The sequence below is a fragment of the Pseudomonas sp. TYF_14 genome (assembly GCF_043105275.1).
GTDB lineage: Bacteria > Pseudomonadota > Gammaproteobacteria > Pseudomonadales > Pseudomonadaceae > Aquipseudomonas > Aquipseudomonas alloputida.
Genome location: NZ_JBICLK010000071.1, coordinates 1 through 25,171 on the forward strand (window position 1 = coordinate 1; position 25,171 = coordinate 25,171).

Here is a 25,171-nt window from a genome sequence, read left to right on the forward strand (position 1 = left end):
GGTTCAGTAGCTTGCAAGTCGTGGTGAGAAAACTGGGGCATCTCAAAATTATCCCTAAACGGGAAAATCATTATCTAGAAAAATTTCGGTTCTCACCCCGTAAACACTGGCCAAAACCTGATCGACAGCTAACCACTATCTAAAAATACGTGCAACCCTAAGTGTAAAACTGCGAACCATAAAGTCAAAAACACGCAAATCCGTGGGGAAAAAAGCGGGAACAAAAAAACCCGCACAAGGCGGGCTTCTATTGGTGCCAGGTAGCGATAAATCGCCATAGGCCAACTGATTCTGGTGCCGGAGACAGGAATCGAACCTGCGACCTTCGCGTTACGAGTGCGTTATGACGCCCAGCAATTACAGGGCATTCCCAGCATTCATTGGGACATATCGTCCAGTTGAGTCCGCCGAGACAGGTCCGTATAGTCATTTTTGCTGTCACCCTGCTGTCACGGACGCCAACCCATGAAAACCAAAATCACCGCAAAAGTCCTCTCCAGCATCCAGCCCCAGGAGAAGGCCTACCGCATCCACGACACTGCCCAGCCAGGCCTGTCTATCCGCGTCCTACCCAGTGGCCACGCCAGCTATATGGTGACCTGGGGCAGGAACCAGGCCGCAACCCTGGGGCGGGTTGGAATGATGACCTTGGACCAAGCGCGGACAGAGACCGCTCGCTGGCTCGCTGAGGCTCACGCCCACGGCGCGCCGTTGGTGGCAGCGAAGAGCAAGCGCCGGGCCGCGCACACTCTCCAGAGCTACCTGGAGGAAAGCTACTACCCGTGGCTGGAGACCCACCACAAGGCCCACCAGAAGACGCGGCACGCCATAGAGTACAGCTTCGGCGCATTGATGCGTAAACCGCTGGCAGACATCACTCAGCGCGATCTGGAGGCTATGCGCGTGAAGTGGCTGGCTGCCGGCCTGAAGGACGCCACTGCCAACAGGAAGCTGGCAGCCCTGCGCGGCGCACTTTCCAAGGCTGTCGAGTGGGGCGCACTCGAGCAGCACCCGATGGCCAAACTGAAGCCGATGCGGCTCGACACCCGCGCCCGGGTTCGATTCCTATCCTCGGAAGAGAACCGGCGACTACGCCAGGCTCTGGACGATCGGGAGGAGCGCATCAGGAGCGAGCGTGACAGCGCCAACCGGTGGCGCCGGGAGCGGAAAAAGGCCGAGCTGCCGGACCTGAGAACGTTGGCGTTTGCTGATCACCTGAAGCCAATGGCCATTATCAGTCTCAATACCGGCCTGCGCCGAGGCGAGTTGTTTAATCTGACTTGGACTGATATTGATCTTGGCCAGAAGACGCTGACAGTTGTTGGTGAGGGCGCGAAGTCCGATCAAACTAGGCACATCCCGTTGAATAAGGAAGCCCTGCGAACTATCAAGGATTGGAAGGCTCAATCTAATGGCCTACATCTGCTCTTTCCAAGCCAAACTGGTGGAGTAATGGATAACGTCAAAAAGTCTTGGGACGGGGTATTGAAGGAGGCGAAAGTTACTTCGTTTCGCTGGCACGACCTCCGCCACACTTTCGCGTCAAATTTGGCTATGAAGGGAGTGCCGCTGAACACGATCAGGGATCTGTTGGGGCACGCCGACCTCAAGATGACGCTGCGCTACGCTCACCTGGCGCCAGACAGCAAGGCGGCCGCTGTGGATCTACTCATCTAGATCGTCAAGGAACACGGTTTTGATGACGGCCGCCGAGGCCGTTTTTGCCACAGTATCGATTGCCGACCGCGCTACTGTTTTGTTCTGGAAACAAACACTCCTAGCAAGAACCACGCCCTTGTACTGGACGAAGAACTCATAAACGCCATCTTCAGTCTGGTGTAAATCATATGAGTTCAAGTCGTGACAGATCTGCTTAATACGCTTAATTTTGTCAACAATCGAAAGGCGATCACTTTTAGCCTCTCCCTCTAGCAACACTCTTCCATCGCGATCAGCAAAGACGAACTCATACATCGAGTTATCAGCGCTTTGCAGGCGGAACTCACACTTTGGCAACTCTTTCCGAGTTAGCCGCTTTTCATTCAGATCTTTATGGAGCTGCAGGTACTGGTCGTATTCAACGTGCAGGCCGGCACCCGGGCGCTGAGACTCATGGGAGAAATAGTCGGCATAGCTCGCCAGCTCGTTCTGCTCCAGCTGAGCACGACCAAGATCAATCAACGGATAACTCAGCCCAGGCATAGCCGCGCCTTCAAATACATCGTCGACCCCGGCAAAGGTCTCGTCTTTGAAGACTGTGGTTGCCATCAGAAACTCGCGGTCCGTCAGGCCGGATGGCAGCAAAAGATACAGCCTTAGCGTGAGCAGGAAAGGCTCGTCGGTCCAAATCTCCGCCATCACCTTCGAAAGTTGCACAGTTCCGCCCTGCGCACCGAATCGCTCCAGGAGTCGGGGGTGGACTTCTTCAGCCTTTACGAAGGTTTTCTCGAGGCCCTCGCTCAGGGTCGTATCGATCACTGAAGCCATCGACGTTTTGCCGATGTTGGCCGCGACCTGAAGGCCGGCCTTTAGCCTGGGGCTGATTCGGATGGAAAGCGTCTCTGAGCGCTTCTGCTTCTTGGCCAAGGTGCACCTCACTGTAGGAAGCATAGGCTCGCAGACGATTGTCGCTCATGCAAGCTGCACCACATCAAAATGTGTTGCTTTTTTCATGCAACACGCAATAACCTACAAGCGCCTGATAGGCGGACTAATCGAAACTAAACAGAACACCGGAGACACCCTCTATGGCGCAGACACAAGCCATTCAGCCGCTCTCAGTTGGAATTGAAGAGGCTGCACGTTCGCTGGGGATCGCCCGATCCATGATGTACGAGATGGTCGGGAAGGGAGAGATTCAGAGCTTCAAAATCGGCCGTCGCCGCTTGATCCTGGCATCAGAGCTCAAATCGTTCATTGAGCGCGTTGCTCAGGATGGGGCGCGGTAATGGCTGGGGGCAAGCAGACGCCAAAACTGGCGCTTGTGAGGAATGGTGCCGAGCCAGTGTTAGAGGCACTGGCCCAGCGTGCCGCACAGCAATCTGCGAAGACGACTACACAGCGCCTCGATTCTACCCATACCCTCGCCCAAAGCACCACCCCAGAGCGGCCAACCTATGACGACCTTCACACGGCCGTAGATGAGGCGCACGCAATGGTCACCCTGCTGGCCACTGGCCTGCGGATGATCGCCGCCGGCTACGGAACGCATCAGGAAGTCATCAAACTGGCGAAGTCATCAGTCAAAGCCGCGGAGGCCACTAAGGGCTTTCTCAGCCTGGTGCTCGACGCTGCTGCAACTGCAGATGGTTCAGGGGAGTGATGGAGGGGATATGGGAGGAGAGAGAAAAGCAGCCCGGGCAGTGCACCACCACCACCCGGGCCTGACCCCTAGTGAAAGGAGCCTATATGACGGCAAAAACTATCGCAGATCACGATCTGCCTGACAACCATTCCACCCACGCGCAAGCCCAGCGGTTGATCGAAGCCCTGAAGAAGGGGCCAGTCTCCTCGATCGAGGCTGCCCAGGATCTGGACATCGTTCACCCGCCATCCACTATCCGGCATCTACGCCGGCAAGGCTGGGGGATTCTGACCAGGTGGTGCTACCAAGCGGCAGCTCCTGGGCGGCGCCCGCACCGAGTGGGCCTCTACGTCCTCTCCGACGATAAAGACTAAATCGACAGCCAGGGGGTGCGATTTCACATCGCGCCCCCGGCGCCTTTGTGCGAGTCGCTGAATGGCAAGAAAGAAGCAGTACAAGGTCGACTTTGGCGGAAGGGTCTTTGCCCTACCCCATCGACTGCTCATGCACCCCGCGTTCGACAACCTAAGCCCCAAGGCGGTTACCGTCCTGATCAAGCTTGGGCGGCACTACAACGGGCGCAACAATGGCGACCTGGCGTGCACTGTCGAGATGATGGCCGAGGGCCGAAAGATGGACGCCAAAACGCTCGCATCGGCGCTGCAGGAGCTGATTGATGCCGGCCTGATCATCCGTACCCGCACCTACAGGAAAGGTGGCCGTGAGCCTGGTATGGCGCAGTGCGCGCTGTATGCGCTCGCCTGGGCGTACATCGACGAGTGCCCCGGGAAAAACCTCGAAGTATCCCCAGGCCCTGCGCCATTCAAGTTCACCTGATTTCGATTTTTTCGGTGGGATTTTTTCCGCAAGCGACTGGGATTTTTTCCCATACGGCTTTCCGGTTTCGTCCGGTTATGTTGCTGCCCTTGCGAGCGACTGGGATTTTTTCCTAGTCACTCACCGGATTTACGGGCTTTGCGGGGATCATGTGAACGGAAAAACTCCCAGTCTTTATAATTTACCACCCCCAGGGGTATTAAATACGCGCACCGCAGGGCCTGAGCGGCGACGCGACGACCCAGATCTGGACCATCTGCCACACAACGAAAAGGGCACCACCCCGGATCAGGGTAGTGCCCTCTTCGACCTAGCCAGCTGAGCTTGAAATACAGCCGAGCTCAGTGTGGCCTGTCGAGCAGTAGCTTGAACTGGTCCATGTACGTGTCATTGTCGATGACGCCACAGTTGAATAGGCCGGTCAGGTGGCCCGAAGCTATGCCGGCCTGATATTGAGCATTTTGAGCCCGCCCCTTTGCTGCCTTCACAGCATCCTTGACCGCCTTCTCGACCATTCGCGTGCCGGTCCAGTACACATCCAGCCGCGATGGGTCGCAGAAGTCGATGGTTCCCGCGCCGAGTGCCCGGTACCGCAGCCCCATAAGGGCCAGCTCCGCTATCTGCTCTCCATCGAGGCCGGCCAAGGCTGGGTGACTTGAGTATGCAGCGCTCACTGGTCACCCCCTTGCGCGTCCTCAGCTTGCGAGTTGATCGCCACCTGGACCACCGCGGCCTCCACTATGCCAGCGATCATCTGTCGCGTGATTTCGCCGCCCAGGATGATCTCGTAAGTCGCTTGGTAGATCATCTGGCACAGGATCACCTCGATTGGCAGGCCGGTTTCCCGAGCGCGCCCGCACACCATCTTGTAGAGAGCGCTGAAGAGGTCGCTGTTGTCGTCAAGGTCGGGAGCATTGATCATTGGGCACCCCCGATAGCATCCATGCTGCTCTTGAGGCGCTCGCAGATGCCGTCAAGGATATTGGCGCGGTCCTCGGCCAGGTAATTGCCAATGTCGGCCAACTGCTTGATGCGGTCGGTTGAGCCGGCCTTACCATCCTCGGCCTCACGCTTGATAACCCACATGAGCGTCTTGAGCCATTCGAACTGGCCCATATCCGATTCCAGGTCCCACAAGGCGCCCTCACCGGTGATTTTGAGCGCCTTAACCTGCTCTGCGACTTTGAGTTGTGGCTTACTGCTGGTATCTTGTTTAAGTTGCATGACGTGTGCCTCATAGCGTCGTCGTGTGATAGGCCCTCCCGGTGCTCGAACACCGGGTTGGCCACCTTTCCAATTACGGGAAATCCCGTTTTTACTGCTTGCCCTTCTCGTTCAACCACCCAATCGCCCAGCTGATGGGGTCTTTGCTCCCCTGGGGCTTAAGTGGCTTTCCTTCTAGCGCCGCCTGGCGCCCTTCCTGCTCCGTTTCGGTATGAACCCACATGGTCTGCTGCCTGAACCCCAATTCGCGCTGACGATCGCGGAATTCACGCTGCCTGTCCGCATTGGATTTCGGTTTCTTCTCTTCGGTCATGGCTTCCTCGTTACCCGTAACGTGATTGAACTATAGGAAATCGTTACTCGTAACGCAAGTGGCAGGGTGAAATATTTTTGCACCCCTCCCGAAGGGGGCGACCAAAGTGATGCACCCTCGGTCCAGGTAGCACCGACTCTTCCTCAAATTGAGGATGTATCCATAACTGGATGGACCAGGCCGATGCGTCCATAGCTGGACGGATCTCTGTGGGAGTGGGCCAGCGAGATGTGAGCAAAGCTGCTCACAATGCCCAGGTGGCCAGGTTGGGGAAAACCAGAAACCAAGGATGCGGAAAACCGGCAGGCTTGCGGCAAAGGTGTCTCCGAGACGGAGATGCCCTGAAATCTGAGGGCATTGTCAGGGCGGCAGATGTGCTCAGATCTGAGCACATCGAGATGCCGGTAGATTTTCCGCCATCTCTCGCCGGGGCCCGAAACTACCAAAATCAGTCGACTCGACATGATCCAGCGTGTGGAAATCAACACACCGTGTAGGAATCGACACACTGGAGATCGGCTGAAACTCCAGCCGATGCCCTTTCACGACCATCTCGTAAAAGGCCTGGGCGGGAATTCCCACTTTGGCTAAACCGTGATTCCGGCTTTGCTCGCCAACTTCTGGATTTGAAGTCGGAAAGTCCGACCACAAACCCTGACAGCAGGCCGGAGCAGGTAATTGTGACGGTGGCTCACATTTGAGCCATGAGGGGGTAAGAAAAGTGCGACCCCCTGCCTTTTCCTCGATGTGAGGAAATCCCACTTCGCTGCAGTCAGGCCGGGTGAGGGCGCGATTTCAAATCGAACCCCTCCTGCTCGCCGGGTATTCCCCCGTTGGGGGTGAACGATTCGTTCACCTGGTGGCCGGAGGTATCCTCAAAACTGAGGAGACGGTAAACACCCTGAAATCCGGGGATTTAACTACCCAGCAATTGGGTAGTTCGCGCGCCACAAAATGGAGAGGTTCGGTTTCGTGGCGCGAGGTCTCCACCGGCGGTGTGAACCTGGTCATACCTCGAAAACTTCGTAGTTTGGCGGTTCGTATCATTTAGGGTGCGCGCAACTTAGTGCAACGAAAACACCCCTTTCAGAGGCCTGGAAATCAGGCTTATTCGTCCCGTTCTGTCCCGTTGCGTGTATCACCCTAGGTGTACCCATAAAGCACTGGATAGAAAGCCAGATACGGCCTAATTTGACCTCTGCAAGGCTTTCAACAGCTATCAGAGGAATGCCCCATGACAGCCCCCACCAAGGCCCGCGGCCAGCAGATCAAGCCAACCATTGCCGAAGTGAATGCGGCCTGGGCACGCCTGCGCGCTGCCGCCGGGAAAGGCGACGTTCACGCCAACGCTTTGCTTATCGCACTGGCTGAGCAGCGACCAGTGATGAGCCTCCCGGCCTAACCTCACCAAGGAGAACCATATGTTCGAGAAGATCACCACCATCGTGAACGGCAGGGATCGCATTCTGGCCGTTTGGCAGGGAGATCAGACCAGTGAGCTCTACAACATCGCCAAGGCCGCCGGCCGCGAGGTTGAGCACACCGCCCTGCGTCTCGGCCGGATCACCAGCGACGCCCGCCTGAGCGCCGAAGCGAAGCGCGATGACCGAAAATCGGCTGGCGTGGACAGCCTGCGCAGCCTGGCCAAGTTCTCGACGCGCCTGGAGGCGCTGCGGGGCGACTATCAGCAGCGGATGAATCGCCTGTCGGCCGTGCCCCCCTATCGCGATGGCGACACCTCCACCCCGCTAATCGATATGGAAATCGCTCGCAAGCTGAGCTCCATGGACGACGCGAGCGCACGGCGCCTGCTGCTGCTCACCGGCGAGCAGCCGCGACTCACCGAGGCCGTTTTGCGCCTTCCCCCCTTTCTGTCTGGGCTGAATGACGCCGAGCACCGCCGTATCGCCAACGTCACTTTGGAGCGCGCGAACCCGGAAGCGTTTGCACTGATCACCCAGGAAGGCGAAGACCTCGATTCGGCAACAAAGGCGGTTAGCAAGGCATTCCGCTTAGTCGTAGAGGTCACTGGTGCAGAGCTGGTTACCCAAATCGAGGCGGCAGGTGATCGGGCCGAGTTCTTGGTCAACGCTGATCCGGACGTAGTGCGCGGTCTGAGCGGCGCAGCGTAAGGGGCGCACATTGAGTCAGAACGACGAAGGCTTAGCTGATCCACCAAAGCCAACGCGGCGCCGAGGGAACGGCACGTTCGCGCCAGGACATAGCGGTAACCCGGGTGGACGATCAGGCCAGACACAAGCCATCCGGGCGCGCCTAGCCGAGGGCGCAGATGCTGTCACCAAGAAAGTACTGGCCGCCGCCCGGAAGGGTGATATGCAAGCTTGCCGGCTGATCCTGGAGCGCCTGGTGCCTCCGATCAAACCGGCCGCTGAACCAGTTCAGTTCGAGCTGGACGATACCGACCTGCCAAGCGCGGCGAAATCCATCCTCAAGGCTATTGCCGCTGGTGACCTTCCTCCCGACCAGGGCCGGCACCTGATCGAAGGGCTGAGCGCGGTGGCCAGGGTGATTGAGGTGGCTGAACTGGAAAAGGCCGTCGACGAACTTCGGCAGCAGATAGAGGAGATGCAGCGATGACCATCAAAGGCCTGAAATCAGAAATCCGGCGATTGACCTCACGTATCGGCGCAGATGAAGAGCCGATTTCCATGGTTACGATCGCTGTTGTAGATGCCAGCAGCGGGGCGGAATCGATGGACTTTCCAGACATCGTTGGCCACTCGCTCAGCTACCGAATCCAAGGCCAGTACGAGACCTTTTTCTTCCCCTTCACCGACATGACCAGTGAGCAGGCCGAGGCGATCGCCCACGCCATAATCCTGCATACCCGCCAGGTCGAGCGCCTTGGGCGGCTGTTCCCGGCAGGAATCTTCGACATGACGCTCGAACAGGCGGGTTCGTGCCGCATCGGACTGCCGCCACCGGGCACCACCACAGCGGAGTATGCCGCCGAGATCTATCGGCAGATCATCGAAAACCGCGCGCCCCTTGGAGAAAGCCATGGCACTTAAATCCCGCCTCGAACTTGAAGTTGACGGAAGAAGCGCAGAGCAGCAGGTCAATAGCGTCAGGGCAGCTCTTGAGGCTCTGGAGCAGGTAGGCGTACGAGCAAATTCAACCCTTCGCAAGTCTGGCTCTGACTACACCAACCTGGCTATGGCATTGGCCAAGGTTCAGGCCGCGAATGACAAAGCGTCGGCAGCGACTGAGTCGGCAGCAAAAAGCGCTGATGCAGCAGCAAAGGCAGCCGCCACCCAAAGAAAGGAGCTGGATAGCCTGCTGGGCAAGATCGAGCCTCTGACAAAAAAGCTCAATGACCTTGCTGCGCAAGAGCTGGCACTTGTTAAAGCCAGGGATTCCGGACAGATCAACCAGGCTGTTTACGACTCTTACAATAGGAAATTGCAGGAATCCTTGAACGCGCTTTCGGGCGTATCGAATGCTCAGAAGGTAGTTGGCGAAACAGCAGAGCAGGCCAAGGCGAGAATCCTGGCGATTGCTGAGGCCTCGGTAAAAGCCGCGCAGGCTCAGCGCAACCTCGCAAATGTAGCAACCGGGCTGTCAGAGGCTGATCAGGGCCTGCTTTCTGGGAGCATGGTGCTGGCAGCCAACCAAGGCAAACTTGCAGAATCGACCCAGAAGGTGGCTGAAGCCAACCGCCAGGCTCGAGCAGCCACCGTCGCTCAGGCGCAAGGCCTAAAGGAGCTTCTTGCTAGCATTGATCCTGCGACCAAGGCGCTAAACCGCTTGGATGAGCAGGAACGCAAGCTGGCTCAGCAGAAGAAGAGAGGCGCGCTTGATGCAGAGACCTTCAGCCATTATCAAGCAAAAATTGACCAGGCCCGCGCAGCCCTCACAGGGCTCGATCAATCTCTGACCCGTACAGGGAATACTGCGAAGCAGAATGCCGCAGCGCTCCGAATGTTGCCGGCGCAGTTCAGCGACGTTGTGATCAGCTTGCAGGCCGGGCAATCGCCCCTGACAGTCTTCCTGCAGCAAGGCTCGCAGATCAAAGACTCCTTTGGCGGAATGGGTCAGGCCGCCCGCGCAACAAGCAGCTATATCCTTGGCTTGGTCAGCCCGCTCACAATCGCCGCCGCAGCGGCCGGCGTTCTCGCTCTGGCCTACAAGCAGGGGAGTGACGAGGCTACCGCCTTCAATGCTTCGCTGGCTTTGACGGGCAATACGGCAGGCACGACTACCGAGCAACTCGCCGGGATGGCTGAGCAGGCTTCTGCTGCCGGCGGCACAGTGGGTAAGGCTGCGGCAGTATTGGCTCAACTTGCCGCCTCGACCCGCATTCCGGTATCGGCGTTCGAGTCGATCACCCGCGCAGCGATTGACTTCGAGTCGGCCACTGGTCAAGCCGCAGAAGAGACCGTCAAGAACTTCGAGAGGATCGCCAAAGATCCAGTGGCAGAAATCCTGAAGCTCAACGAGTCAATGAACTTCCTGACGGCCTCGACCTACGAGCAGATCAAGGCATTGCAGGAGCAGGGGAAAACCCAGGCAGCCGCAGAGCTTGCGAACGATGCGTATGAGCAGGGCTTGAATCGGACCTCGAAAGGTGTACGGGACAACCTCGGCTACATCGAGGCGAGCTGGAAGGCAGTGACGGGAGCAGCCAAAGCGGCCTGGGACGCTGCGCTTAACGTTGGCCGAGAGAAGACCCTAGATGAACAGCTTAAAGCGCTGGACGAGCAGCTGGCCACCATCGCGGAGGCGGCAAATCGGAGAACTCAGCGCACCCCGAACGGAGGCAAGGCAGACCCCATCAGCAATCTGGCACCGGCTGATACCTTCCGCCAGGAAGCGCTGGAAGCCGAGAAGACTCAGCTTCTAATCATGAAAGCCGAGAAGGACCGGCGCGCAATGGCCCAGGGTTTAGCCCAGCAGCAGCAAAAGCAGTCGCTGGATGACCAGCTGGCCCTGGACAAGCTTCGCGAAAGCTCCGAAAACAACGCAGCGAAGCGCGAGAAGGCTTTGGCCGAGTATCGCCTGCTTGTTGAGAGGAGGGTCACCGAGGCAAGGGTCAAAAATGACCAGTCGCTACTCATCTCCGCCGAGCAGCAAGCCAAAGACATCGCGGCGATCAACGAGAAGTACAAAGACCCCAAGACGCCAAAGGGGCCTCAGTATCGAGAAGACGCCGGCCTGAGGATGCTGGATGAGGCAAAGAGAACACAAGCCGTGCTGATTCAGCAGAACTCTCTAATCAACGCACAGGGGGTTGCGACCGAGAGGGTTGGCGTTCAGGCCCAGGCGTTGATCAAATGGGAGCAGCAGCTATCCGACCTCAAGTCCAAAAAGACACTTACTGCCGACCAAAAATCTTTGCTGGCAAGCCAGGACCTCATTACCGCCCAGCTCAAAAGGAATGCCGAGCTTGAGCGTCAAGCGGAGCTCAGTAAGGGGATTGTTCAGGCGCAAAAAGACCAGGTGCAGCTGCTTACCCTTACGGGTCAGCTCCGCGAGGCTAACAGCCTAAAGTCCTCCCTGGAGGATGCCGCTCTAATTGCAGAGTACGAGCGCCAAGGGAATGTTGAGGCGGTTAAAAGGCTTCAGACTCTCATCAAGATCCGCGACATTAATCTGCAAGCTGCGCAGAAGCCTGGAACGGTCGAGGGCGTTACTAAGGCACCTGACACGCCAGGGCTTGACGCTTCTGTTGGCGGAGCCGGGAGTGAGATTGATCGCTTGGCCGAGGCGGCGCAGAAGCTAGAAACCTGGCGCGCTACGGAGCTTGAAAAACAGAAGGCCTACCTTGATCTCAAGGCGATCAACGAAGAGACGTACGCAGCGCGCGTGGCCAACATTGATGACCAGACGCAGAAGGAACGAGCAAAGATTGATGAGGCGACGAACCGAGCCCTGCTGTCGGGGGCTTCGACCTTCTTCGACAATATGTCCTCGCTCAGCCAGTCATCAAACAAAAGGCTTGCGGCAATCGGCAAGGCTGCAGCAATCACCCAGGCAACCATCGACGGCTATTTGGCTGTTCAGAAGGCCCTGGCTGCTTTCCCGCCTCCTTTCAACTTTGCAGCTGCTGCCGCGGTTGGAGTTGCTACAGCAGCCAACGTCGCAAATATCGCCGGTATTGGCTTCTCTGAGGGCGGCTACACTGGCCCCGGCGGCGTCAACGATCCGGCCGGCGTGGTGCACAAGGGCGAGGTTGTCTGGTCGCAGGCAGATATCCGTCGCTTCGGGGGCGTGTCTGCGGTCGAGGCGCTGCGCACCGGGAACGTTGCGCTGGCAGGTGCCACGCAAGCCAGCGGGCGAAGCCAGGCGATATCTCAAGATGTGCGCAAACCTCAGGCGGCGCACCAGGTGTTTATCGTGAACAACAGCAACGCAGTAGTTGAGACACGCACGGGTGAAGGCGGAAGACTTGAAGTGCTCGTTCAGGCAGTCGAGGACCGCCTGGTGGACCAAATGGCGGCCGGGTGGGGTAGCTTCGTTGAAGTTACAGAGCAGGCGTACGGCCTGAAAAGGCAGGGTAGTTGAATGAGTGTGGTCAAGTGGGACACGGCTTTGATGGAGAAGGCCGTCATCGAGCTATTCATGAAGCAGATCGCGGTAAAGCCTGGTGACCATGACGCGCCCATGAATGAGATCAGGGACCGCTTTGAGGTTGCTGGAATCATGATCGGACGCACCATGGCGATGGTCAATCACAACGGCCCGGTCGGCGCCGATCTGGCCATGATGGTCAGGCGATACGAGGAGCACTACAAGGAGCGGTGCCTGCGTACCGCCCGCAATATGTGGGGGCCGAATGGCTGGATGCGTGAACCCCATGGCTAGCTCGGGGTAGCAGCAGGGTATGCTTAGGCTGATACGGGCAATTTGAGCCTTTATCAGCCTTTTCGCTTGAAAAGTAACACCCAAAGTGCAACAGTGTTAGGACAACACCCTAACTGATACAGGTTGCACTATGTTCATCCGCGCTTACCTCCGGGCATCCACCGACGAGCAAGACGCCGGCCGCGCCCGGGCGTCCCTGGAGAAGTTCGCCAGCGACCATAACAAGGTAATCGCCTGCGAGTATCTGGAGAACGCCAGCGGCGCCGCGGCGGATCGGCCTGAGCTGCTTCGCCTGCTGAAGGATGCCCGCAAGGGTGATGTGCTCCTGGTCGAATCCATCGACCGCCTCTCCCGCCTCCCCGCTGACGACTGGGCCAAGCTCAAGGGCGCAATCGACGCCAAGGGCCTGCGCATCGTCGCGCTCGATCTGCCCACAAGCCATCAGGGTATGCGTGACACGCAGGGCGACGAGTTCACCGGCCGGATGCTGGCCGCGATCAACTCGATGTTGGTGGAGATGATGGCCGCGATCGCCCGGAAGGATTACGAGCAGCGCCGCGAGCGCCAGGCCCAGGGCATCCAGAAGGCTAAGGCTGCTGGCAAATACCAAGGCAGGCCAGTGGATGAGGCGTTGCACAAGCGAGTGAAGGAACTGCTAGCAGCCGGGTTGGGTATACGTGCCACTGCTCGGCACGCGAGTTGTTCGACCACGACAGTTCTACGAATTCGCGAGTCTACTTGAAAAAAGCGTTTAAATCGTTAGTGCCAGGCCCTATGCGATTTATTAAGCTCCTTCAACTTACGCTCCATAGCCGCGAGTTCAGACTTGAAACCATTTACAGCCCGATTAATCTCCGCACTCTGCTCGCTGCCGATGCAAAATAACCTGTCCGAAATTGATGGGGATCCCCTGCTGCGGGAGATATAACTAATTACGTGGCCTTTAAGAAACCCTGCATGATTTACCCATTCCCAACCATTCTCAGTGACGATCCGATCCATCCAGACACACTGCTCATGAAGTTCCTTTAGGGAGCTTCCTAGCTCCTGCTGGCTCAGGAAGGTCGTCACATCCAGATCAAACGGCACTCCAGAAGTGCTAAGTTCCACCATTATAGTCTGAAAATCTATATCAACTCTGTGTAAAGACGCCTGGGTTGTCCATATGACGCTCATGACCTTCTCATGCTTAATCTGAGCTTTCCAGGTACTGAAGCCTAGTATGGCAAAGACTACTAAAATTATGGATGCAATCCCTTGAATGGCTGCCGACCAAGCACTGACGTGAGTAAGTACCCCCGACATTTCAACTTTATTTAGCGGAACGGAAAGTATAAAGGTCGTGGTTAATAGCACTAGAACAATTGCTAAACACCAAAAACCAAAAGCGTAGGGATTTTTCATCAATTACTCGTTGAGCCAGTGAATGAATCACGACGTCCCATCGTAATTCATCGCGCAGGCCGTGACGTCTCTGGTAGCAGCCAAAAAAAGGCCCGAGTAACGAGCTGAAGCGAGGCGATTTGCTGTCATGCTGCTGTCATGAGCTACAAAACTGACACATGAGAAACGCTGGAATCGTTGATTTTACTGGTGCCGGAGACAGGAATCGAACCTGCGACCTTCGCGTTACGAGTGCGCTGCTCTACCGACTGAGCTACACCGGCGTGTAGCGCAACGTACCACTGCTCACACCCGTAACGCAAACCCCTGTTTCCGCTGGTTTATTGCCCTGCCCTCAAGCCCCCTTGCACCCTTTGGGCGCCAGGTCTTCTTCGATGTCGGTCGTGCACGCCCAGCCGCTGGCCGAACGCGTCAGGGTCAGGGCCTTGCCCAGTGCGTTGGCAGGCGCATCCACCAGGGTGCAGACAATGCTGCCGCTACCATCTGCGGCCTTGCCGCTCGCCGTGATCGCACAATGCGCCGTCGCCGGCTGGCCACCCAGCTCGGAGACACCGGCTACATCCTTTCCATCATTCAGCCGCAGATCCATCGCCGTCTTCAGGGCGCTGATCTCCAGCAACCCGGCCGCGGCCTTGGAGCGTGCCTGGTGGTTGGTGTACATCGGTAAGGCGATGGTCGCCAGAATGCCGATGATCGCGACGACGATCATCAGTTCGATCAGGGTGATACCGCGTTGCCCTTTCATGAACGTAGTTCCTTTTTGATTCGCTTACACATTGAGGTCAGTTGCGCCCCAACCGGCAGCGGCGCAGTAGGCCTGAACAGACACCTTTTGTCACCCCTGCCCGCACGGGCGTCATCTTCGCTGAACTACTCTAGTGAGCATCACGGACGCGTGCCCTTGCATGGACGCGGCAAGCTGTTTCCAGGCTTGTCGCCGGGGCTGAACAAGGACCTTTGCATGACTTCATCTTCACTTCTCTACCGCTGGCACGGCACCGACGCCAATGGCGCGCCGGTCAGCGGCCAAACACCCGGGCGCAGCCCGGCTTATGTGCGCGCCGGGCTGATTCGCCAGGGCATCACGGTGGCGAGTTTGCGGCCGGCCAGCGGGCTGGCGTTCAGCTTGCCAAAGCGGCGCGAAAAGGCAGACCCGGCGGGGTTCAGCCGGCAGTTGGCGACGTTGCTCAAGGCCGGCGTGCCGCTGCTGCAAGCGTTCGAGGTGATGGGCCGCAGTGGTTGCGATGCGGCGCAGGCGGCGTTGCTGGAAACATTGAAACAGGATGTGGCCTCGGGCCTGGGGTTGGCGGATGCGTTGCAGCGTCACCCGGCATGGTTCGATGTGCTGTATTGCAACCTGGTACGGGTGGGCGAGCAGTCCGGTACGCTCGACCGGCAGCTGGAGCAGCTGGCCGGCATGCTGGAGCAGCGTCGGGTGCTGCACAAGAAGGTGCGCAAGGCGATGATCTACCCGCTGCTGCTGTTGCTGACCGGGCTGGGGGTGTCGGCGATCTTGTTGCTGGAGGTGATTCCTAAATTCGAGAGCATGTTCTCGGGCATGGGCGCGGCGTTGCCAGCATTTACCCAATGGGTGATCAACTTGTCCACAGGGCTGAGACAGTTTGCGCCGCTGCTGCTGGTGATGGGCTTGGTGCTGGGTGTTGCCGTGCGCCAGCTTTACCGGCAGCACGCGCCAGCGCGCCTGTGGATATCTCGGCGGGTGCTGGGCTTGCCCGTGTTTGGCAAGTTGCTGGGGCAGGCCGCGCTGGCGCGGTTTGCGCGCAGCCTGGCAACGTCCTACGGCGCCGGGGTGCCGTTGCTGGATGCGCTGGGTACGGTGGCGCGGGTAACGGGTGGCGACCTGCACGAGCAGGCGGTGTTGCGGCTGCGCCAAGGCATGGCCAATGGGCAAGGGTTAAACCAGGCGATGGCCGGTGAACCGCTGTTTCCCCCCTTGCTGGTGCAGTTGACGGCCATCGGTGAATCCAGCGGCACGCTGGACCAGATGCTGGAAAAAGCCGCCAGCCATTACGAGGAACAGGTCAGCCAGGCGCTGGACCAGTTGACCAGCCTGCTGGAGCCGGCCATCGTGCTGATCCTGGGCTTGCTGGTGGGTGGCCTGGTGGTGGCGATGTACCTGCCGATCTTCCAGTTGGGTAGTTTGATCTGAACATGACTTTATGGGCTTTGCTGGCTGAACAGCCAGCGTATTTCCTCACCCTTGCTACGGTGCTCGGCCTGCTGGTGGGCAGCTTTATCAACGTGCTGGTGTATCGCCTGCCGATCATGCTGGAGCGGCAATGGCAGCGTGAGGCGCAAGAGGTATTGGGGCTGCCGACCACGCAGCACGCGCGTTTCGACCTGTGCCTGCCCGCCTCCCGGTGCCCACACTGCGCGCACCGGATTCGTGCGTGGGAGAACATTCCGGTCATCAGCTACCTGGCCTTGGGCGGGCGCTGTTCGTCCTGCAAAAACCGCATCAGCCTGCGTTACCCGGTAGTGGAAGTGGCCAGCGCGCTGCTGTCGCTGGTAGTGGCCTGGCGCTTCGGCGCTTCGGTAGAGGCGTTGGTGGCTCTGCCGCTGACCTGGTGCCTGCTGGCGCTGAGCCTGATCGATGCGGACCACCAGCTGCTGCCGGATGTGCTGGTGCTGCCGACCATGTGGCTAGGGCTGATCGTCAATGCCTTTGGCATCCATGTGCCCCTGGCCGACGCACTGTGGGGCGCAGTGGCCGGGTACCTCAGCCTGTGGACGGTGTACTGGGTGTTCAGGCTGGTCACCGGCAAGGAAGGCATGGGCTATGGCGATTTCAAGCTGATGGCGCTGATCGGGGCGTGGGGGGGTTGGCAGGTGCTGCCGTTGACGCTGCTGTTGTCGTCGGTGGTGGGGGCGCTGTTTGGCCTGTGCCTGCTGCGTTTTCGCCGGGATGCCATGGGCACGGCAATCCCGTTTGGCCCTTATCTGGCAATTGCGGGGTGGATTGCCGTGCTCTGGGGTGATGAAATATACGCCTCATACATGCAACTGCTTGGATACTGATGACCACTGCGGCCTTTACCCCCTGGATTCTCGGCCTGACCGGCGGCATTGGTAGCGGTAAAAGCGCCGCTGCCGAGCGCTTTGTCGAGCTTGGCGTGCACCTGGTCGATGCGGACCAGGCGGCGCGCTGGGTTGTCGAACCTGGCCGCCCGGCCCTGGCCAGCATCGTCGAGCGCTTCGGCCCGGGCGTGCTGCAGGGTGACGGCCAGCTCGATCGCGCCGCCCTGCGCCAGCTGATATTCGCCGACCCGGCGCAACGCAAATGGCTGGAACAACTGCTGCACCCGCTGATCGGTCAGGAGATTTTCAGCTATCTGGCCAAGGCGCAGTCGCCTTATGCGGTCTATGTGTCGCCGCTGCTGATCGAATCGGGCCAGCACCATAAGACCCAACGCGTACTGGTGATCGATGCGCCGCAGGACCTGCAAATAGCCCGTACCCTGGCGCGGGACAACACCAGTGCCGAGCACGTGCAGGCCATTTTGCAGGCGCAGTTGGCCCGTGAGGATCGCTTGCGCCATGCCGATGATGTGGTGGTCAACGACGGCGGCCTGGCCGCGCTGCACGAGCAGATTGACCGCCTGCACCACTTTTACCTGACTTTGAAAGGAGGCCAGCCATGAGCCAGCCATTGACCGTCGATTGCCCAACTTGCGGCGCGCCTGTGGAATGGAGCGAAAAAAACGCGTTCCGGCCGTTTTGTTCGGACCGTTGCAAACTGATCGACCTGGGCGCCTGGGCGGCTGAGGAGCACAAGATTGCGGGGTCGGAAGAGTCCGAAGATGAGCTGTATTCGGGGGACCTGGAGCCGCGGCATTGAGCTGATCCACAAATACAACGCGGGCCCACAACCCGCGCGGTACCTGTGGGAGCGGGCAAGCCCGCGAAGCAGGCGCCGCAGTGGATGGCACGGGCTTCGCCCGTGTTCGCGGGCATGCCCGCTCCCACAGTGAGAGTGCAAGCTCTGAGTGCTGTGCATTACCCCCGAAGAGGCCGGCACAGCCACAACACATTCACCGCTCATCTTCCTTCCAGGGCGCCTGCAAATACCGCGTCCGGTTGAAGGTTTCCAGCCACTCGGGGCAAAACACCACCAGCGCACTGATCACCATGCCGTTGATGAACGCCTCGGGGAACATCATCAACCACAGGTAGCCCACAAAGTCGCTGAGCCACTCCGGCAGGGCAAAACGCCCGTCCAGCCACAACACCCCTAGCGCTGCGGGGACGCAAATCAGCACAGTCAGCGCTGCCGGAAAAAAACCCGAACAAAAGATGTAAACGAACAGGTTGCGGGGCTGGGCACGCTCCACCAATAGCGCGCACACCTCGGTAATCAGCACCGGCAAGCCAACCAGCAACAAACCATTCACCCCCAGCGCCACCAGGTCCTGACGCCCCAGCGCCAGCAAGCCGAGCTGGGCCATGAACCCACCCAGCACCGCCAGCGGCCAGTCCAGCAACAGGGTGACCGCCGTCATGCCAATAAAGTGGTACGACACCCCGGTATCAAAGTCGCGCCGCACCAGCCACAGCGCAAACAGGCAGAACACCGTGCCAAACAGCAAATGCTGGCGGCGCCGGTCGGTAAACAGTTCCACCCAGCGAACCCGGCTGACCGCCCAGATCAGCAACGGCACATAACCCAGCCAGCCAAGGGTAAGGGTGGTGCCGGATAACACCTGCGCGCTGATCACCTGAACAATACCCTTTGCGGCCATGTGGATAAAACCGAGTCTACACCCATTCTCCCATTCCTTCGGCTGCGGTAGGCTGACGCTTCCATTCGATGCAGGAAGCATTGGTCATGCTGGAAGGAACCAACCCCGCCCTGCTACTGGCAGCGGCACTCAACGCCATCATCGGTGTAATTCACCTGGCCATCATCGCCGTGGGGCCGCGTTGGTACCGTTTGTTCGGGGCCGGTGAGCGCATGGCGGTGGCCGCCGAGAAGGGCCGCTGCTACCCGGCGCTGATCACCGCCGCCATCGCCTGCGTGTTGCTGGCCTGGTCGGCCTATGCGCTGTCGGCTGCCGGGGCGATCGGGCGGCTGCCCTTGCTGCTGCCAGTCATTTGCCTGATCACCCTGGTGTACTTGCTACGCGGCCTGCTGGGGCCAGTATTGCTGGCGGGCACCGGGCGTTCGCAGCGTTTTATCGTGGTCAGCTCGCTGATCTGCCTGGGCTTTGGCGTGGTACATCTGGTCGGGCTGGTGCAGCAGTGGCCAGTGCTGGGCTGATTCTCACGCTTAAACAGCATCTTACCGTCATCGATTAGCGGCTAAGCTTGTCTGCATGGATGACTCAGACTACCTGCGCCTGCTTACCATCCAGGCCGAACAAGCCAATGCCTTTCTCTCCAACGCCCGTAAGTGGGAGCGGGAGCGTTGGGTGTGCCAGCGCCTGTTGCAGGGGCTGAACATTCCCTACCGCAGCGAGGACTTCACCCCGGCGGGGCAGGAGCCACCTGACGTGCTGTTCCGCGACGCCGCCTTCGAGGTGTTTTTCGTGCTCGACGAGGGCCGCCGGCTGAACGATGAATGGCGCGAGGAGCTGCAGCGGCGGCGCAGTGCGTTTTCCCTGGCGCAGCTGGTACGCCGCGAAGCACGCCCACGGCGCATCAGTGCCACCGAACTGCTGGGGCGCCTGGCGCCCACCTTGCGCAAGAAGGCGCACAATTACCGGGAACGCGGGCTGGAGCTGAACGAGCTGGACATCATCGCGTTCTCCAGCCTCAAGCGCGAAGTGCTCGACCTCAACACCCACTTCCCGCCGCCTACCGAATACCTGCGCCAGGGCTGGCGCTCGTTGTCGCTGGTCGGGCCAACCTTTGCCCGGGTACTGTTTGCCCACCCCGATGCGCCGGATTTCCTGCGCGGCAACCTTGGCCGCAGCATCGTCTTCGACGTAGGCATCAGTCTTTGATCCAGTGCAGCGACTGTTTGCGATGGCGTACACTCGGCGCCAGGGATAGAAAGCATTATCATTTGTTTCAAGCGCCTGCGCGAACGCTGTAGCGTTTGCGCAGTCACAAACGTCTACCTGACGAGGCCCACCATGACCAGTCGCCTGAACCCGGAAGATCAGCGTCGTGTCGATGAGTATCTGCGAGCCCCCCAGCACCAAGTCGAGCGCAGGCCCTTCCGGCCGTGGCTGCTCCTTGTGCTGGTGCTGGCCGTGACCATCGGGTTGGGTCTCATCAGCCGCCTGCTGAGTGGACTGGTGCTATGAGCTGCTTCGCGCTCGCCCTCCCCTCGTGCAGTTTGCGGCCGGCCCCCAGGGCCACGCATTCCGTAAACCTTATGAGATATTCCCATGACTCATCGCATCGTGATTGTCGGCGGCGGCGCCGGCGGCCTGGAACTGGCGACCCGCCTGGGTAAAAGCCTAGGCAAGCGCAAGCAGGCCGACATCACCCTGGTCGACACCAACCTCACGCACATCTGGAAGCCACTGCTGCACGAAGTGGCCGCCGGCTCGCTGAACTCCTCGGAAGACGAACTGAACTACGTGGCCCAGGCCAAGTGGAACCACTTCAATTTCCAGCTGGGGCGCATGAGCGGCCTGGACCGTGAAGGCAAGCAGATTCAACTGGCTGCCACCCTCGACGAAGAGGGCCGCGAGCTGCTGCCTGCGCGCACCCTGGGCTACGACACTCTGGTGATTGCCGTGGGCTCCAACACCAACGACTTCGGCACCCTGGGCGCAGCGCAGCACTGCCTGTTCCTGGATACCCGCAAGCAGGCCGAGCGTTTCCACCAGCAACTGCTGAACCACTACCTGCGTGCCCACGCCGGCGACGTGGCCAGCGAGAAAATCAGCGTAGCCATTGTCGGCGCCGGTGCCACCGGTGTAGAGCTGGCGGCCGAGCTGCACCACGCTGCCCACGAGCTGGCGGCCTATGGCCTGGACCGCATCCAGCCCAAGGACATGCACATCACCCTTATCGAGGCGGGCCCGCGCGTTCTGCCGGCGCTGCCGGAGCGCATCAGCGTACCGGTTCACAAGACCCTGGAAAAACTCGGGGTGAAGGTGATGACCAACGCCGCAGTCAGTGAAGTGACCGAGGACGGCCTGAAAACCAAGGACGGTGAAGTGATCCAGGCCAGCCTGAAGGTGTGGGCAGCCGGTATCCGCGCGCCAGGTTTCCTCAAGGACATCGATGGCCTGGAAACCAACCGCATCAACCAGCTGGTCGTGCGCCCTACCCTGCAAACCACCCGCGACGACAACATCTTCGCCTTCGGTGACTGCGCCGCCTGCCCGCAACCCGGCAGCGATCGTAACGTGCCGCCGCGCGCACAGGCGGCGCACCAGCAGGCTTCGATGCTGGCGCAAAGCCTGAAGGCGCGCCTGGAGAACAAGGCCCTGCCGACGTACGAGTACAAGGACTATGGCTCGCTGGTGTCGCTGTCGCGCTTCTCGGCGGTGGGCAACCTGATGGGTAACCTGATGGGCAGCGTGAAGCTGGAAGGCTGGCTGGCGCGCATGTTCTATGTGTCGCTGTACCGCATGCACCAGATGGCGCTGTACGGGTTCTTCCGCACGGCGTTGATGATGCTGGGCAGCAAGATTGGCCGGGGTACCGAGCCGCGCCTGAAGTTGCACTAACAGGCGCCCCCATGCCCTGTAGGCGCGGGTTTACCTGTGAATGCGATGGTGGCTGCACTGCCGCATTCGCGGGTGAACCCGCTCCTACATAGGGGCGGTGTGGCAAATAGATGCAGGTGGGATTGCGCCGATGGGCGCATTTTTCGAGGCAAAAGAAAAAGGGCATCTCATGCGAGATGCCCTTTGTTCATGGTGGGTCGTGTAGGATTCGAACCTACGACCAATTGGTTAAAAGCCAACTGCTCTACCAACTGAGCTAACGACCCAAAAATGGTCGGGGTGAGGGGATTCGAACTCCTGACATCCTGCTCCCAAAGCAGGCGCGCTACCGGACTGCGCTACACCCCGAGTGTTTCAAAAAAAAGGGCATCTCTTTGAGATGCCCTTTTCTACATGGTGGGTCGTGTAGGATTCGAACCTACGACCAATTGGTTAAAAGCCAACTGCTCTACCAACTGAGCTAACGACCCGGAAAATGGTCGGGGTGAGGGGATTCGAACTCCTGACATCCTGCTCCCAAAGCAGGCGCGCTACCGGACTGCGCTACACCCCGAGATTGGCTCCGCGACCTGGACTCGAACCAGGGACCCAATGATTAACAGTCATTTGCTCTACCGACTGAGCTATCGCGGAACTGAACTTCGGTACAACTCCGAAGACTGTGTTCGCTTCGGACTCTTTAGCTTCTTCGCTTTCGCGTTGTCGCTGCTGAGGCCGGCTATTCTACATTCTTCGTTTTGCTTGTCAACCACTTTTTTTCATTCAACTTACTGATTTGTAAGTTGTTTTGCGATCACCGATGTTGCTGGTGATTCGCTTAGTGCCTGACAACGCGGCGTATATTAGGGGCACTCTAAATTTGATGCAAGCAAAAATTTCAAAAATTTCAGGCGGTTACCCCGGGTTGGCGCAAAGGCCCGAAATAGCTGGGCTGTGCCGGCATTGGCAACAGGCAAAAAAAGCCCCGCAAACGCGGGGCTCATGGTGCAACACAATCAGCCAAAGACGATTTCGTCGCCTTCCACCTTGGCGGTGATCGCCGTACCGGGCAGGAACTTGCCGGCCAGAATCAGCTGCGCCAGCGGGTTCTCGATCCAGCGCTGGATCGCACGCTTCAGCGGCCGCGCGCCGTACACCGGGTCATAACCCACGGCAATCAGCTTGTCCAACGCCTCTGGGCTCAGGCTCAACGACAGTTCGCGCTCCAGCAGGCGGCTGCGCAGGCGGCCGAGCTGGATTTCTGTAATACCGGCAATCTGCTCGCGGCCCAAAGGCTCGAACACCACCACTTCGTCGATGCGGTTGATGAATTCCGGACGGAAGTGCGCCCCCACCGCATCCATCACTGCCGCACGCTGTGCCTCGCGGTCACCCACCAGTTCCTGAATCTGCGCCGAGCCCAGGTTGGAGGTCATCACGATCACGGTGTTGCGGAAGTCCACGGTGCGCCCGTGGCTGTCGGTCAGGCGGCCGTCTTCCAGCACCTGCAACAGCACGTTGAACACATCCGGGTGGGCTTTTTCCACCTCGTCCAGCAGCACCACCGAGTAAGGCTTGCGCCGCACGGCCTCGGTCAGGTAACCGCCCTCTTCATACCCTACATAGCCTGGTGGTGCACCGATCAGGCGCGCGACGGAGTGCTTCTCCATGAATTCGGACATGTCGATGCGCACCATCGCCTCTTCGGTGTCGAACAGGAACTCGGCCAGCGCCTTGCACAGTTCGGTCTTGCCCACACCGGTCGGGCCGAGGAACAGGAACGAACCACTTGGCCGGTTCGGGTCGGACAGCCCGGCACGCGAGCGGCGTACGGCGTTGGCTACGGCGGTTACCGCCTCGCTCTGGCCAATCACGCGCTGGTGCAGCAGCTCTTCCATCTTCAGCAGCTTCTCACGCTCGCCTTCAAGCATCTTGGCCACAGGAATGCCGGTCCATTTCGATACCACTTCGGCAATTTCTTCCTCGGTGACCTTGTTGCGCAGCAACTGGTTGTCGGTCTTGCCGTGCTGGTCGACCATCTGCAGGCTGCGCTCCAGGTCCGGGATCACCCCGTACTGCAGTTCGGCCATGCGGTTCAGGTCGCCTTTGCGACGGGCGGCTTCCAGCTCCTGGCGAGACTGCTCGATCTTTTGCTGGATCTGCGCCGAGCCCTGCACTTCAGCTTTCTCCGAAGCCCAGATTTCTTCCAGGTCGGAATACTCACGCTCCAGCCGCTCGATTTCCTCGGTCAGCTTCTCCAGGCGCTTTTTCGCCGCTTCGTCTTCTTCTTTCTTCAGCGCCTGCGACTCCACCTTCAGCTGGATCAGGCGGCGATCAAGGCGGTCGAGCACTTCCGGCTTGGAGTCGATCTCCATGCGGATGCGGCTGGCCGCTTCGTCGATCAGGTCAATGGCCTTGTCCGGCAGCTGGCGGTCGGTGATGTAGCGATGGCTGAGCTTGGCCGCAGCGATGATTGCACCGTCGGTGATGGCCACCTTGTGGTGCACTTCATAGCGCTCTTTCAGGCCACGCAGGATGGCGATAGTGTCTTCCTCGCTCGGCTCCTCGACCAGCACCTTCTGGAAACGGCGCTCCAGGGCGGCGTCCTTCTCGATGAACTGGCGATACTCGTTCAGCGTGGTGGCACCTACGCAATGCAGCTCGCCGCGGGCCAGGGCCGGCTTGAGCATGTTGCCGGCGTCCATGGCGCCCTCGCCTTTGCCGGCGCCGACCATGGTGTGCAGTTCGTCGATGAACAGGATGATCTGGCCTTCCTGCTTGGACAGTTCGTTCAGCAGGCTTTTCAAGCGCTCTTCGAACTCGCCGCGGTACTTGGCACCGGCAATCAGCGCGCCCATGTCCAGCGCCAGCAGGCGCTTGCCTTTGAGGCCGTCGGGCACTTCGCCATTGATGATGCGCTGGGCCAGGCCTTCGGCGATGGCGGTTTTACCCACGCCAGGCTCACCGATCAGCACCGGGTTGTTCTTGGTACGGCGTTGCAGCACCTGCACGGTACGGCGGATTTCATCGTCACGGCCAATGACCGGGTCCAGCTTGCCCTCTTCGGCACGCTTGGTCAGGTCGACGGTGTATTTGTCCAGCGCCTGGCGCGATTCCTCGGCGTTGGCGTCATTCACTGCCGCGCCGCCACGCAGGTTGTTGATGGCATTTTCCAGCGCTTTCTTGCTCACGCCCTGGCTCAGCAGCAGCTTGCCGAGCTTGCTGTTTTCGTCCATGGCGGCCAACAGCACCAGCTCGCTGGAAATGAACTGGTCGCCCTTCTGCTGTGCCAGGCGGTCTGCCTGGTTAAGCAGACGTGCCAAGTCCTGCGACATGTTCACGTCGCCGGTAGGGTTCTGTATTTTCGGCAGTTGGTCGAGCTCTTTCACCAGCCCCTGGCGCAGGCCATTGATGTCGAAGCCTACCTGCATCAGCAGCGGTTTGATGGAGCCGCCCTGCTGTTCGAGCAGCGCCTGTAACAGGTGCACGGGCTCGATGGCAGGGTGGTCCATGCCAACGGCCAAAGACTGGGCATCGGATATTGCAAGTTGCAGCTTGCTGGTTAAACGGTCTATTCGCATGGTGTACCTTCCTTTAAAGGGCAGGTCGGAGCGATGGACAGCGCCTGTTTATAAA

29 protein-coding genes and 6 tRNA genes are annotated in these 25,171 nt (G+C 59.4%); 20 read left to right on the forward strand and 15 right to left on the reverse strand.

Translation table 11 applies throughout. From position 1 onward, the window contains the following. Positions 1 to 465 precede the first annotated feature (465 nt). The gene (locus ACF8O8_RS18930; RefSeq protein ID WP_392510253.1) at positions 466 to 1,677 is read left to right on the forward strand and encodes a tyrosine-type recombinase/integrase; all 1,212 of its coding nucleotides are present in this window, start codon (positions 466 to 468) and stop codon (positions 1,675 to 1,677) included. On the opposite strand, the gene ACF8O8_RS18935 is transcribed toward ACF8O8_RS18930, so the two are convergent. Beyond that, positions 1,666 to 2,586, reverse strand: a complete 921-nt coding sequence (locus ACF8O8_RS18935) for a hypothetical protein (RefSeq protein ID WP_152606213.1) — start codon at positions 2,584 to 2,586, stop codon at positions 1,666 to 1,668. The two genes, ACF8O8_RS18930 and ACF8O8_RS18935, sit on opposite strands and share 12 nt — an antisense overlap. Before the next feature lie 161 nt (positions 2,587 to 2,747). Between ACF8O8_RS18935 and ACF8O8_RS18940 the strand changes: the two genes are divergently transcribed. From ACF8O8_RS18940 to ACF8O8_RS18955, 4 genes are all read left to right on the forward strand, one after another. Beyond that, a complete protein-coding gene (locus ACF8O8_RS18940) occupies positions 2,748 to 2,948 on the forward strand; it encodes a helix-turn-helix domain-containing protein (protein WP_019750396.1) in 201 nt (66 codons plus the stop codon). Between the two features lie 206 nt (positions 2,949 to 3,154). Beyond that, positions 3,155 to 3,322 carry a hypothetical protein gene (locus tag ACF8O8_RS18945; protein ID WP_177412729.1) on the forward strand — a complete coding sequence of 56 codons (168 nt, stop codon included), beginning with the start codon at positions 3,155 to 3,157 and terminating at the stop codon, positions 3,320 to 3,322. Positions 3,323 to 3,408: 86 nt separating this feature from the next. Then, entirely contained in the window at positions 3,409 to 3,678 is a 270-nt protein-coding gene (locus ACF8O8_RS18950; protein ID WP_019750394.1) for a helix-turn-helix domain-containing protein, read from the forward strand. Between the two features lie 61 nt (positions 3,679 to 3,739). Then, positions 3,740 to 4,141, forward strand: a complete 402-nt coding sequence (locus tag ACF8O8_RS18955; RefSeq protein WP_029380510.1) for a helix-turn-helix domain-containing protein — start codon at positions 3,740 to 3,742, stop codon at positions 4,139 to 4,141. Between the two features lie 341 nt (positions 4,142 to 4,482). Here ACF8O8_RS18955 and ACF8O8_RS18960 read toward each other — a convergent pair whose 3' ends face one another. The 4 genes from ACF8O8_RS18960 to ACF8O8_RS18975 all read right to left on the reverse strand — a co-directional run bounded on the left by ACF8O8_RS18960 (position 4,483) and on the right by ACF8O8_RS18975 (position 5,678). Continuing rightward, a complete protein-coding gene (locus ACF8O8_RS18960; RefSeq protein WP_392510254.1) occupies positions 4,483 to 4,785 on the reverse strand; it encodes a hypothetical protein in 303 nt (100 codons plus the stop codon). A gap of 26 nt (positions 4,786 to 4,811) precedes the next feature. Continuing rightward, a complete protein-coding gene (locus tag ACF8O8_RS18965) occupies positions 4,812 to 5,063 on the reverse strand; it encodes a hypothetical protein (RefSeq protein ID WP_392510255.1) in 252 nt (83 codons plus the stop codon). After that, the gene (locus ACF8O8_RS18970; protein ID WP_392510256.1) at positions 5,060 to 5,365 is read right to left on the reverse strand and encodes a hypothetical protein; all 306 of its coding nucleotides are present in this window, start codon (positions 5,363 to 5,365) and stop codon (positions 5,060 to 5,062) included. The genes ACF8O8_RS18965 and ACF8O8_RS18970 overlap by 4 nt, the downstream gene beginning before the upstream one ends. Positions 5,366 to 5,456: 91 nt before the next feature. Continuing rightward, a complete protein-coding gene (locus ACF8O8_RS18975; protein WP_392510257.1) occupies positions 5,457 to 5,678 on the reverse strand; it encodes a hypothetical protein in 222 nt (73 codons plus the stop codon). A gap of 1,234 nt (positions 5,679 to 6,912) precedes the next feature. Between ACF8O8_RS18975 and ACF8O8_RS18980 the strand changes: the two genes are divergently transcribed. From ACF8O8_RS18980 to ACF8O8_RS19010, 7 genes are all read left to right on the forward strand, one after another. Beyond that, a complete protein-coding gene (locus tag ACF8O8_RS18980) occupies positions 6,913 to 7,080 on the forward strand; it encodes a hypothetical protein (protein ID WP_177336440.1) in 168 nt (55 codons plus the stop codon). Positions 7,081 to 7,099: 19 nt separating this feature from the next. Beyond that, on the forward strand, positions 7,100 to 7,810 hold the full coding sequence (locus ACF8O8_RS18985) for a hypothetical protein (protein WP_392510258.1): 711 nt from the start codon (positions 7,100 to 7,102) through the stop codon (positions 7,808 to 7,810). A 10-nt stretch (positions 7,811 to 7,820) separates the two neighbouring features. After that, a complete protein-coding gene (locus ACF8O8_RS18990; protein WP_323614992.1) occupies positions 7,821 to 8,276 on the forward strand; it encodes a DUF5681 domain-containing protein in 456 nt (151 codons plus the stop codon). Then, entirely contained in the window at positions 8,273 to 8,710 is a 438-nt protein-coding gene (locus ACF8O8_RS18995; protein ID WP_392510259.1) for a hypothetical protein, read from the forward strand. Before ACF8O8_RS18990 ends, ACF8O8_RS18995 begins: the two co-directional genes overlap by 4 nt. After that, complete coding sequence (locus ACF8O8_RS19000) at positions 8,700 to 12,203, forward strand: phage tail length tape measure family protein (RefSeq protein WP_392510260.1); 3,504 nt, start codon at positions 8,700 to 8,702, stop codon at positions 12,201 to 12,203. Before ACF8O8_RS18995 ends, ACF8O8_RS19000 begins: the two co-directional genes overlap by 11 nt. Further along, entirely contained in the window at positions 12,204 to 12,503 is a 300-nt protein-coding gene (locus ACF8O8_RS19005) for a hypothetical protein (RefSeq protein WP_392510261.1), read from the forward strand. Positions 12,504 to 12,633: 130 nt separating this feature from the next. Next, on the forward strand, positions 12,634 to 13,245 hold the full coding sequence (locus ACF8O8_RS19010) for a recombinase family protein (RefSeq protein WP_392510262.1): 612 nt from the start codon (positions 12,634 to 12,636) through the stop codon (positions 13,243 to 13,245). Between the two features lie 17 nt (positions 13,246 to 13,262). Here ACF8O8_RS19010 and ACF8O8_RS19015 read toward each other — a convergent pair whose 3' ends face one another. The 3 genes from ACF8O8_RS19015 to ACF8O8_RS19025 all read right to left on the reverse strand — a co-directional run bounded on the left by ACF8O8_RS19015 (position 13,263) and on the right by ACF8O8_RS19025 (position 14,652). Next, the gene (locus tag ACF8O8_RS19015; RefSeq protein WP_392510263.1) at positions 13,263 to 13,907 is read right to left on the reverse strand and encodes a hypothetical protein; all 645 of its coding nucleotides are present in this window, start codon (positions 13,905 to 13,907) and stop codon (positions 13,263 to 13,265) included. 187 nt (positions 13,908 to 14,094) lie between these two features. After that, positions 14,095 to 14,170, reverse strand: a tRNA-Thr gene (locus ACF8O8_RS19020). A gap of 71 nt (positions 14,171 to 14,241) precedes the next feature. Continuing rightward, entirely contained in the window at positions 14,242 to 14,652 is a 411-nt protein-coding gene (locus tag ACF8O8_RS19025) for a pilin (protein WP_392510264.1), read from the reverse strand. A gap of 216 nt (positions 14,653 to 14,868) precedes the next feature. Between ACF8O8_RS19025 and ACF8O8_RS19030 the strand changes: the two genes are divergently transcribed. Genes ACF8O8_RS19030 through yacG form a run of 4 tightly spaced genes read left to right on the forward strand, consistent with a single transcriptional unit; the run spans position 14,869 to position 17,766 of the window. Next, the gene (locus ACF8O8_RS19030; RefSeq protein WP_392510265.1) at positions 14,869 to 16,077 is read left to right on the forward strand and encodes a type II secretion system F family protein; all 1,209 of its coding nucleotides are present in this window, start codon (positions 14,869 to 14,871) and stop codon (positions 16,075 to 16,077) included. A gap of 2 nt (positions 16,078 to 16,079) precedes the next feature. Continuing rightward, the gene (locus ACF8O8_RS19035; RefSeq protein WP_010951890.1) at positions 16,080 to 16,946 is read left to right on the forward strand and encodes an A24 family peptidase; all 867 of its coding nucleotides are present in this window, start codon (positions 16,080 to 16,082) and stop codon (positions 16,944 to 16,946) included. Next, positions 16,946 to 17,569: a dephospho-CoA kinase gene (gene coaE / locus ACF8O8_RS19040; protein WP_004575721.1), complete on the forward strand. Its 624-nt coding sequence runs from the start codon at positions 16,946 to 16,948 to the stop codon at positions 17,567 to 17,569. The genes ACF8O8_RS19035 and coaE overlap by 1 nt, the downstream gene beginning before the upstream one ends. Beyond that, positions 17,566 to 17,766 (forward strand): DNA gyrase inhibitor YacG, encoded by a 201-nt coding sequence (yacG, locus tag ACF8O8_RS19045; protein ID WP_010951889.1) that lies wholly within the window; start codon positions 17,566 to 17,568, stop codon positions 17,764 to 17,766. Before coaE ends, yacG begins: the two co-directional genes overlap by 4 nt. A 193-nt stretch (positions 17,767 to 17,959) precedes the next feature. On the opposite strand, the gene ACF8O8_RS19050 is transcribed toward yacG, so the two are convergent. After that, positions 17,960 to 18,667: an energy-coupling factor ABC transporter permease gene (locus tag ACF8O8_RS19050; protein WP_392510266.1), complete on the reverse strand. Its 708-nt coding sequence runs from the start codon at positions 18,665 to 18,667 to the stop codon at positions 17,960 to 17,962. A gap of 86 nt (positions 18,668 to 18,753) precedes the next feature. Between ACF8O8_RS19050 and ACF8O8_RS19055 the strand changes: the two genes are divergently transcribed. The 4 genes from ACF8O8_RS19055 (at position 18,754) to ACF8O8_RS19070 (ending at position 21,556) form a co-directional block, all read left to right on the forward strand. After that, positions 18,754 to 19,185, forward strand: a complete 432-nt coding sequence (locus ACF8O8_RS19055; protein ID WP_049588119.1) for a hypothetical protein — start codon at positions 18,754 to 18,756, stop codon at positions 19,183 to 19,185. 55 nt (positions 19,186 to 19,240) lie between these two features. Next, positions 19,241 to 19,870, forward strand: coding sequence for a DUF1780 domain-containing protein (locus tag ACF8O8_RS19060; RefSeq protein ID WP_003247546.1), 630 nt, complete (start codon positions 19,241 to 19,243; stop codon positions 19,868 to 19,870). A gap of 132 nt (positions 19,871 to 20,002) precedes the next feature. Then, positions 20,003 to 20,176: a DUF3094 domain-containing protein gene (locus ACF8O8_RS19065; protein ID WP_008091951.1), complete on the forward strand. Its 174-nt coding sequence runs from the start codon at positions 20,003 to 20,005 to the stop codon at positions 20,174 to 20,176. An 84-nt stretch (positions 20,177 to 20,260) separates the two neighbouring features. Then, positions 20,261 to 21,556 (forward strand): NAD(P)/FAD-dependent oxidoreductase, encoded by a 1,296-nt coding sequence (locus ACF8O8_RS19070; RefSeq protein ID WP_392510267.1) that lies wholly within the window; start codon positions 20,261 to 20,263, stop codon positions 21,554 to 21,556. A gap of 190 nt (positions 21,557 to 21,746) precedes the next feature. Here the strand turns inward: ACF8O8_RS19070 and ACF8O8_RS19075 are convergent. From ACF8O8_RS19075 to clpB, 6 genes are all read right to left on the reverse strand, one after another. Then, positions 21,747 to 21,822, reverse strand: a tRNA-Lys gene (locus tag ACF8O8_RS19075). A gap of 5 nt (positions 21,823 to 21,827) precedes the next feature. Continuing rightward, positions 21,828 to 21,904: transfer RNA gene (locus ACF8O8_RS19080), tRNA-Pro, on the reverse strand. A gap of 46 nt (positions 21,905 to 21,950) precedes the next feature. Continuing rightward, positions 21,951 to 22,026: transfer RNA gene (locus ACF8O8_RS19085), tRNA-Lys, on the reverse strand. 6 nt (positions 22,027 to 22,032) lie between these two features. Then, positions 22,033 to 22,109: transfer RNA gene (locus ACF8O8_RS19090), tRNA-Pro, on the reverse strand. A 4-nt stretch (positions 22,110 to 22,113) separates the two neighbouring features. Beyond that, a tRNA-Asn gene (locus ACF8O8_RS19095) sits at positions 22,114 to 22,189 on the reverse strand. A 362-nt stretch (positions 22,190 to 22,551) separates the two neighbouring features. Next, complete coding sequence (clpB, locus tag ACF8O8_RS19100) at positions 22,552 to 25,116, reverse strand: ATP-dependent chaperone ClpB (RefSeq protein WP_010951887.1); 2,565 nt, start codon at positions 25,114 to 25,116, stop codon at positions 22,552 to 22,554. Positions 25,117 to 25,171: the final 55 nt, after the last annotated feature.

What these genes read in the sequence shown, in the direction of transcription:
- yacG (WP_010951889.1), top strand. Translation starts at nt 17,566, where the DNA reads ATGAGCCAGCCATTGACCGTCGATTGCCCAACTTGCGGCGCGCCTGTG.
- ACF8O8_RS19070 (WP_392510267.1), top strand. Translation starts at nt 20,261, where the DNA reads ATGACTCATCGCATCGTGATTGTCGGCGGCGGCGCCGGCGGCCTGGAA.
- ACF8O8_RS18985 (WP_392510258.1), top strand. Translation starts at nt 7,100, where the DNA reads ATGTTCGAGAAGATCACCACCATCGTGAACGGCAGGGATCGCATTCTG.
- ACF8O8_RS18965 (WP_392510255.1), bottom strand. Translation starts at nt 5,063, where the DNA reads ATGATCAATGCTCCCGACCTTGACGACAACAGCGACCTCTTCAGCGCT.
- ACF8O8_RS19015 (WP_392510263.1), bottom strand. Translation starts at nt 13,907, where the DNA reads ATGAAAAATCCCTACGCTTTTGGTTTTTGGTGTTTAGCAATTGTTCTA.
- ACF8O8_RS18950 (WP_019750394.1), top strand. Translation starts at nt 3,409, where the DNA reads ATGACGGCAAAAACTATCGCAGATCACGATCTGCCTGACAACCATTCC.
- ACF8O8_RS19060 (WP_003247546.1), top strand. Translation starts at nt 19,241, where the DNA reads ATGGATGACTCAGACTACCTGCGCCTGCTTACCATCCAGGCCGAACAA.
- ACF8O8_RS19005 (WP_392510261.1), top strand. Translation starts at nt 12,204, where the DNA reads ATGAGTGTGGTCAAGTGGGACACGGCTTTGATGGAGAAGGCCGTCATC.
- ACF8O8_RS19030 (WP_392510265.1), top strand. Translation starts at nt 14,869, where the DNA reads ATGACTTCATCTTCACTTCTCTACCGCTGGCACGGCACCGACGCCAAT.
- ACF8O8_RS18970 (WP_392510256.1), bottom strand. Translation starts at nt 5,365, where the DNA reads ATGCAACTTAAACAAGATACCAGCAGTAAGCCACAACTCAAAGTCGCA.
- ACF8O8_RS19010 (WP_392510262.1), top strand. Translation starts at nt 12,634, where the DNA reads ATGTTCATCCGCGCTTACCTCCGGGCATCCACCGACGAGCAAGACGCC.
- ACF8O8_RS19050 (WP_392510266.1), bottom strand. Translation starts at nt 18,667, where the DNA reads ATGGCCGCAAAGGGTATTGTTCAGGTGATCAGCGCGCAGGTGTTATCC.
- ACF8O8_RS18975 (WP_392510257.1), bottom strand. Translation starts at nt 5,678, where the DNA reads ATGACCGAAGAGAAGAAACCGAAATCCAATGCGGACAGGCAGCGTGAA.
- clpB (WP_010951887.1), bottom strand. Translation starts at nt 25,116, where the DNA reads ATGCGAATAGACCGTTTAACCAGCAAGCTGCAACTTGCAATATCCGAT.
- ACF8O8_RS19035 (WP_010951890.1), top strand. Translation starts at nt 16,080, where the DNA reads ATGACTTTATGGGCTTTGCTGGCTGAACAGCCAGCGTATTTCCTCACC.
- ACF8O8_RS19065 (WP_008091951.1), top strand. Translation starts at nt 20,003, where the DNA reads ATGACCAGTCGCCTGAACCCGGAAGATCAGCGTCGTGTCGATGAGTAT.
- ACF8O8_RS18945 (WP_177412729.1), top strand. Translation starts at nt 3,155, where the DNA reads ATGGTCACCCTGCTGGCCACTGGCCTGCGGATGATCGCCGCCGGCTAC.
- coaE (WP_004575721.1), top strand. Translation starts at nt 16,946, where the DNA reads ATGACCACTGCGGCCTTTACCCCCTGGATTCTCGGCCTGACCGGCGGC.
- ACF8O8_RS18940 (WP_019750396.1), top strand. Translation starts at nt 2,748, where the DNA reads ATGGCGCAGACACAAGCCATTCAGCCGCTCTCAGTTGGAATTGAAGAG.
- ACF8O8_RS18930 (WP_392510253.1), top strand. Translation starts at nt 466, where the DNA reads ATGAAAACCAAAATCACCGCAAAAGTCCTCTCCAGCATCCAGCCCCAG.
- ACF8O8_RS19055 (WP_049588119.1), top strand. Translation starts at nt 18,754, where the DNA reads ATGCTGGAAGGAACCAACCCCGCCCTGCTACTGGCAGCGGCACTCAAC.
- ACF8O8_RS19025 (WP_392510264.1), bottom strand. Translation starts at nt 14,652, where the DNA reads ATGAAAGGGCAACGCGGTATCACCCTGATCGAACTGATGATCGTCGTC.
- ACF8O8_RS18955 (WP_029380510.1), top strand. Translation starts at nt 3,740, where the DNA reads ATGGCAAGAAAGAAGCAGTACAAGGTCGACTTTGGCGGAAGGGTCTTT.
- ACF8O8_RS18995 (WP_392510259.1), top strand. Translation starts at nt 8,273, where the DNA reads ATGACCATCAAAGGCCTGAAATCAGAAATCCGGCGATTGACCTCACGT.
- ACF8O8_RS19000 (WP_392510260.1), top strand. Translation starts at nt 8,700, where the DNA reads ATGGCACTTAAATCCCGCCTCGAACTTGAAGTTGACGGAAGAAGCGCA.
- ACF8O8_RS18980 (WP_177336440.1), top strand. Translation starts at nt 6,913, where the DNA reads ATGACAGCCCCCACCAAGGCCCGCGGCCAGCAGATCAAGCCAACCATT.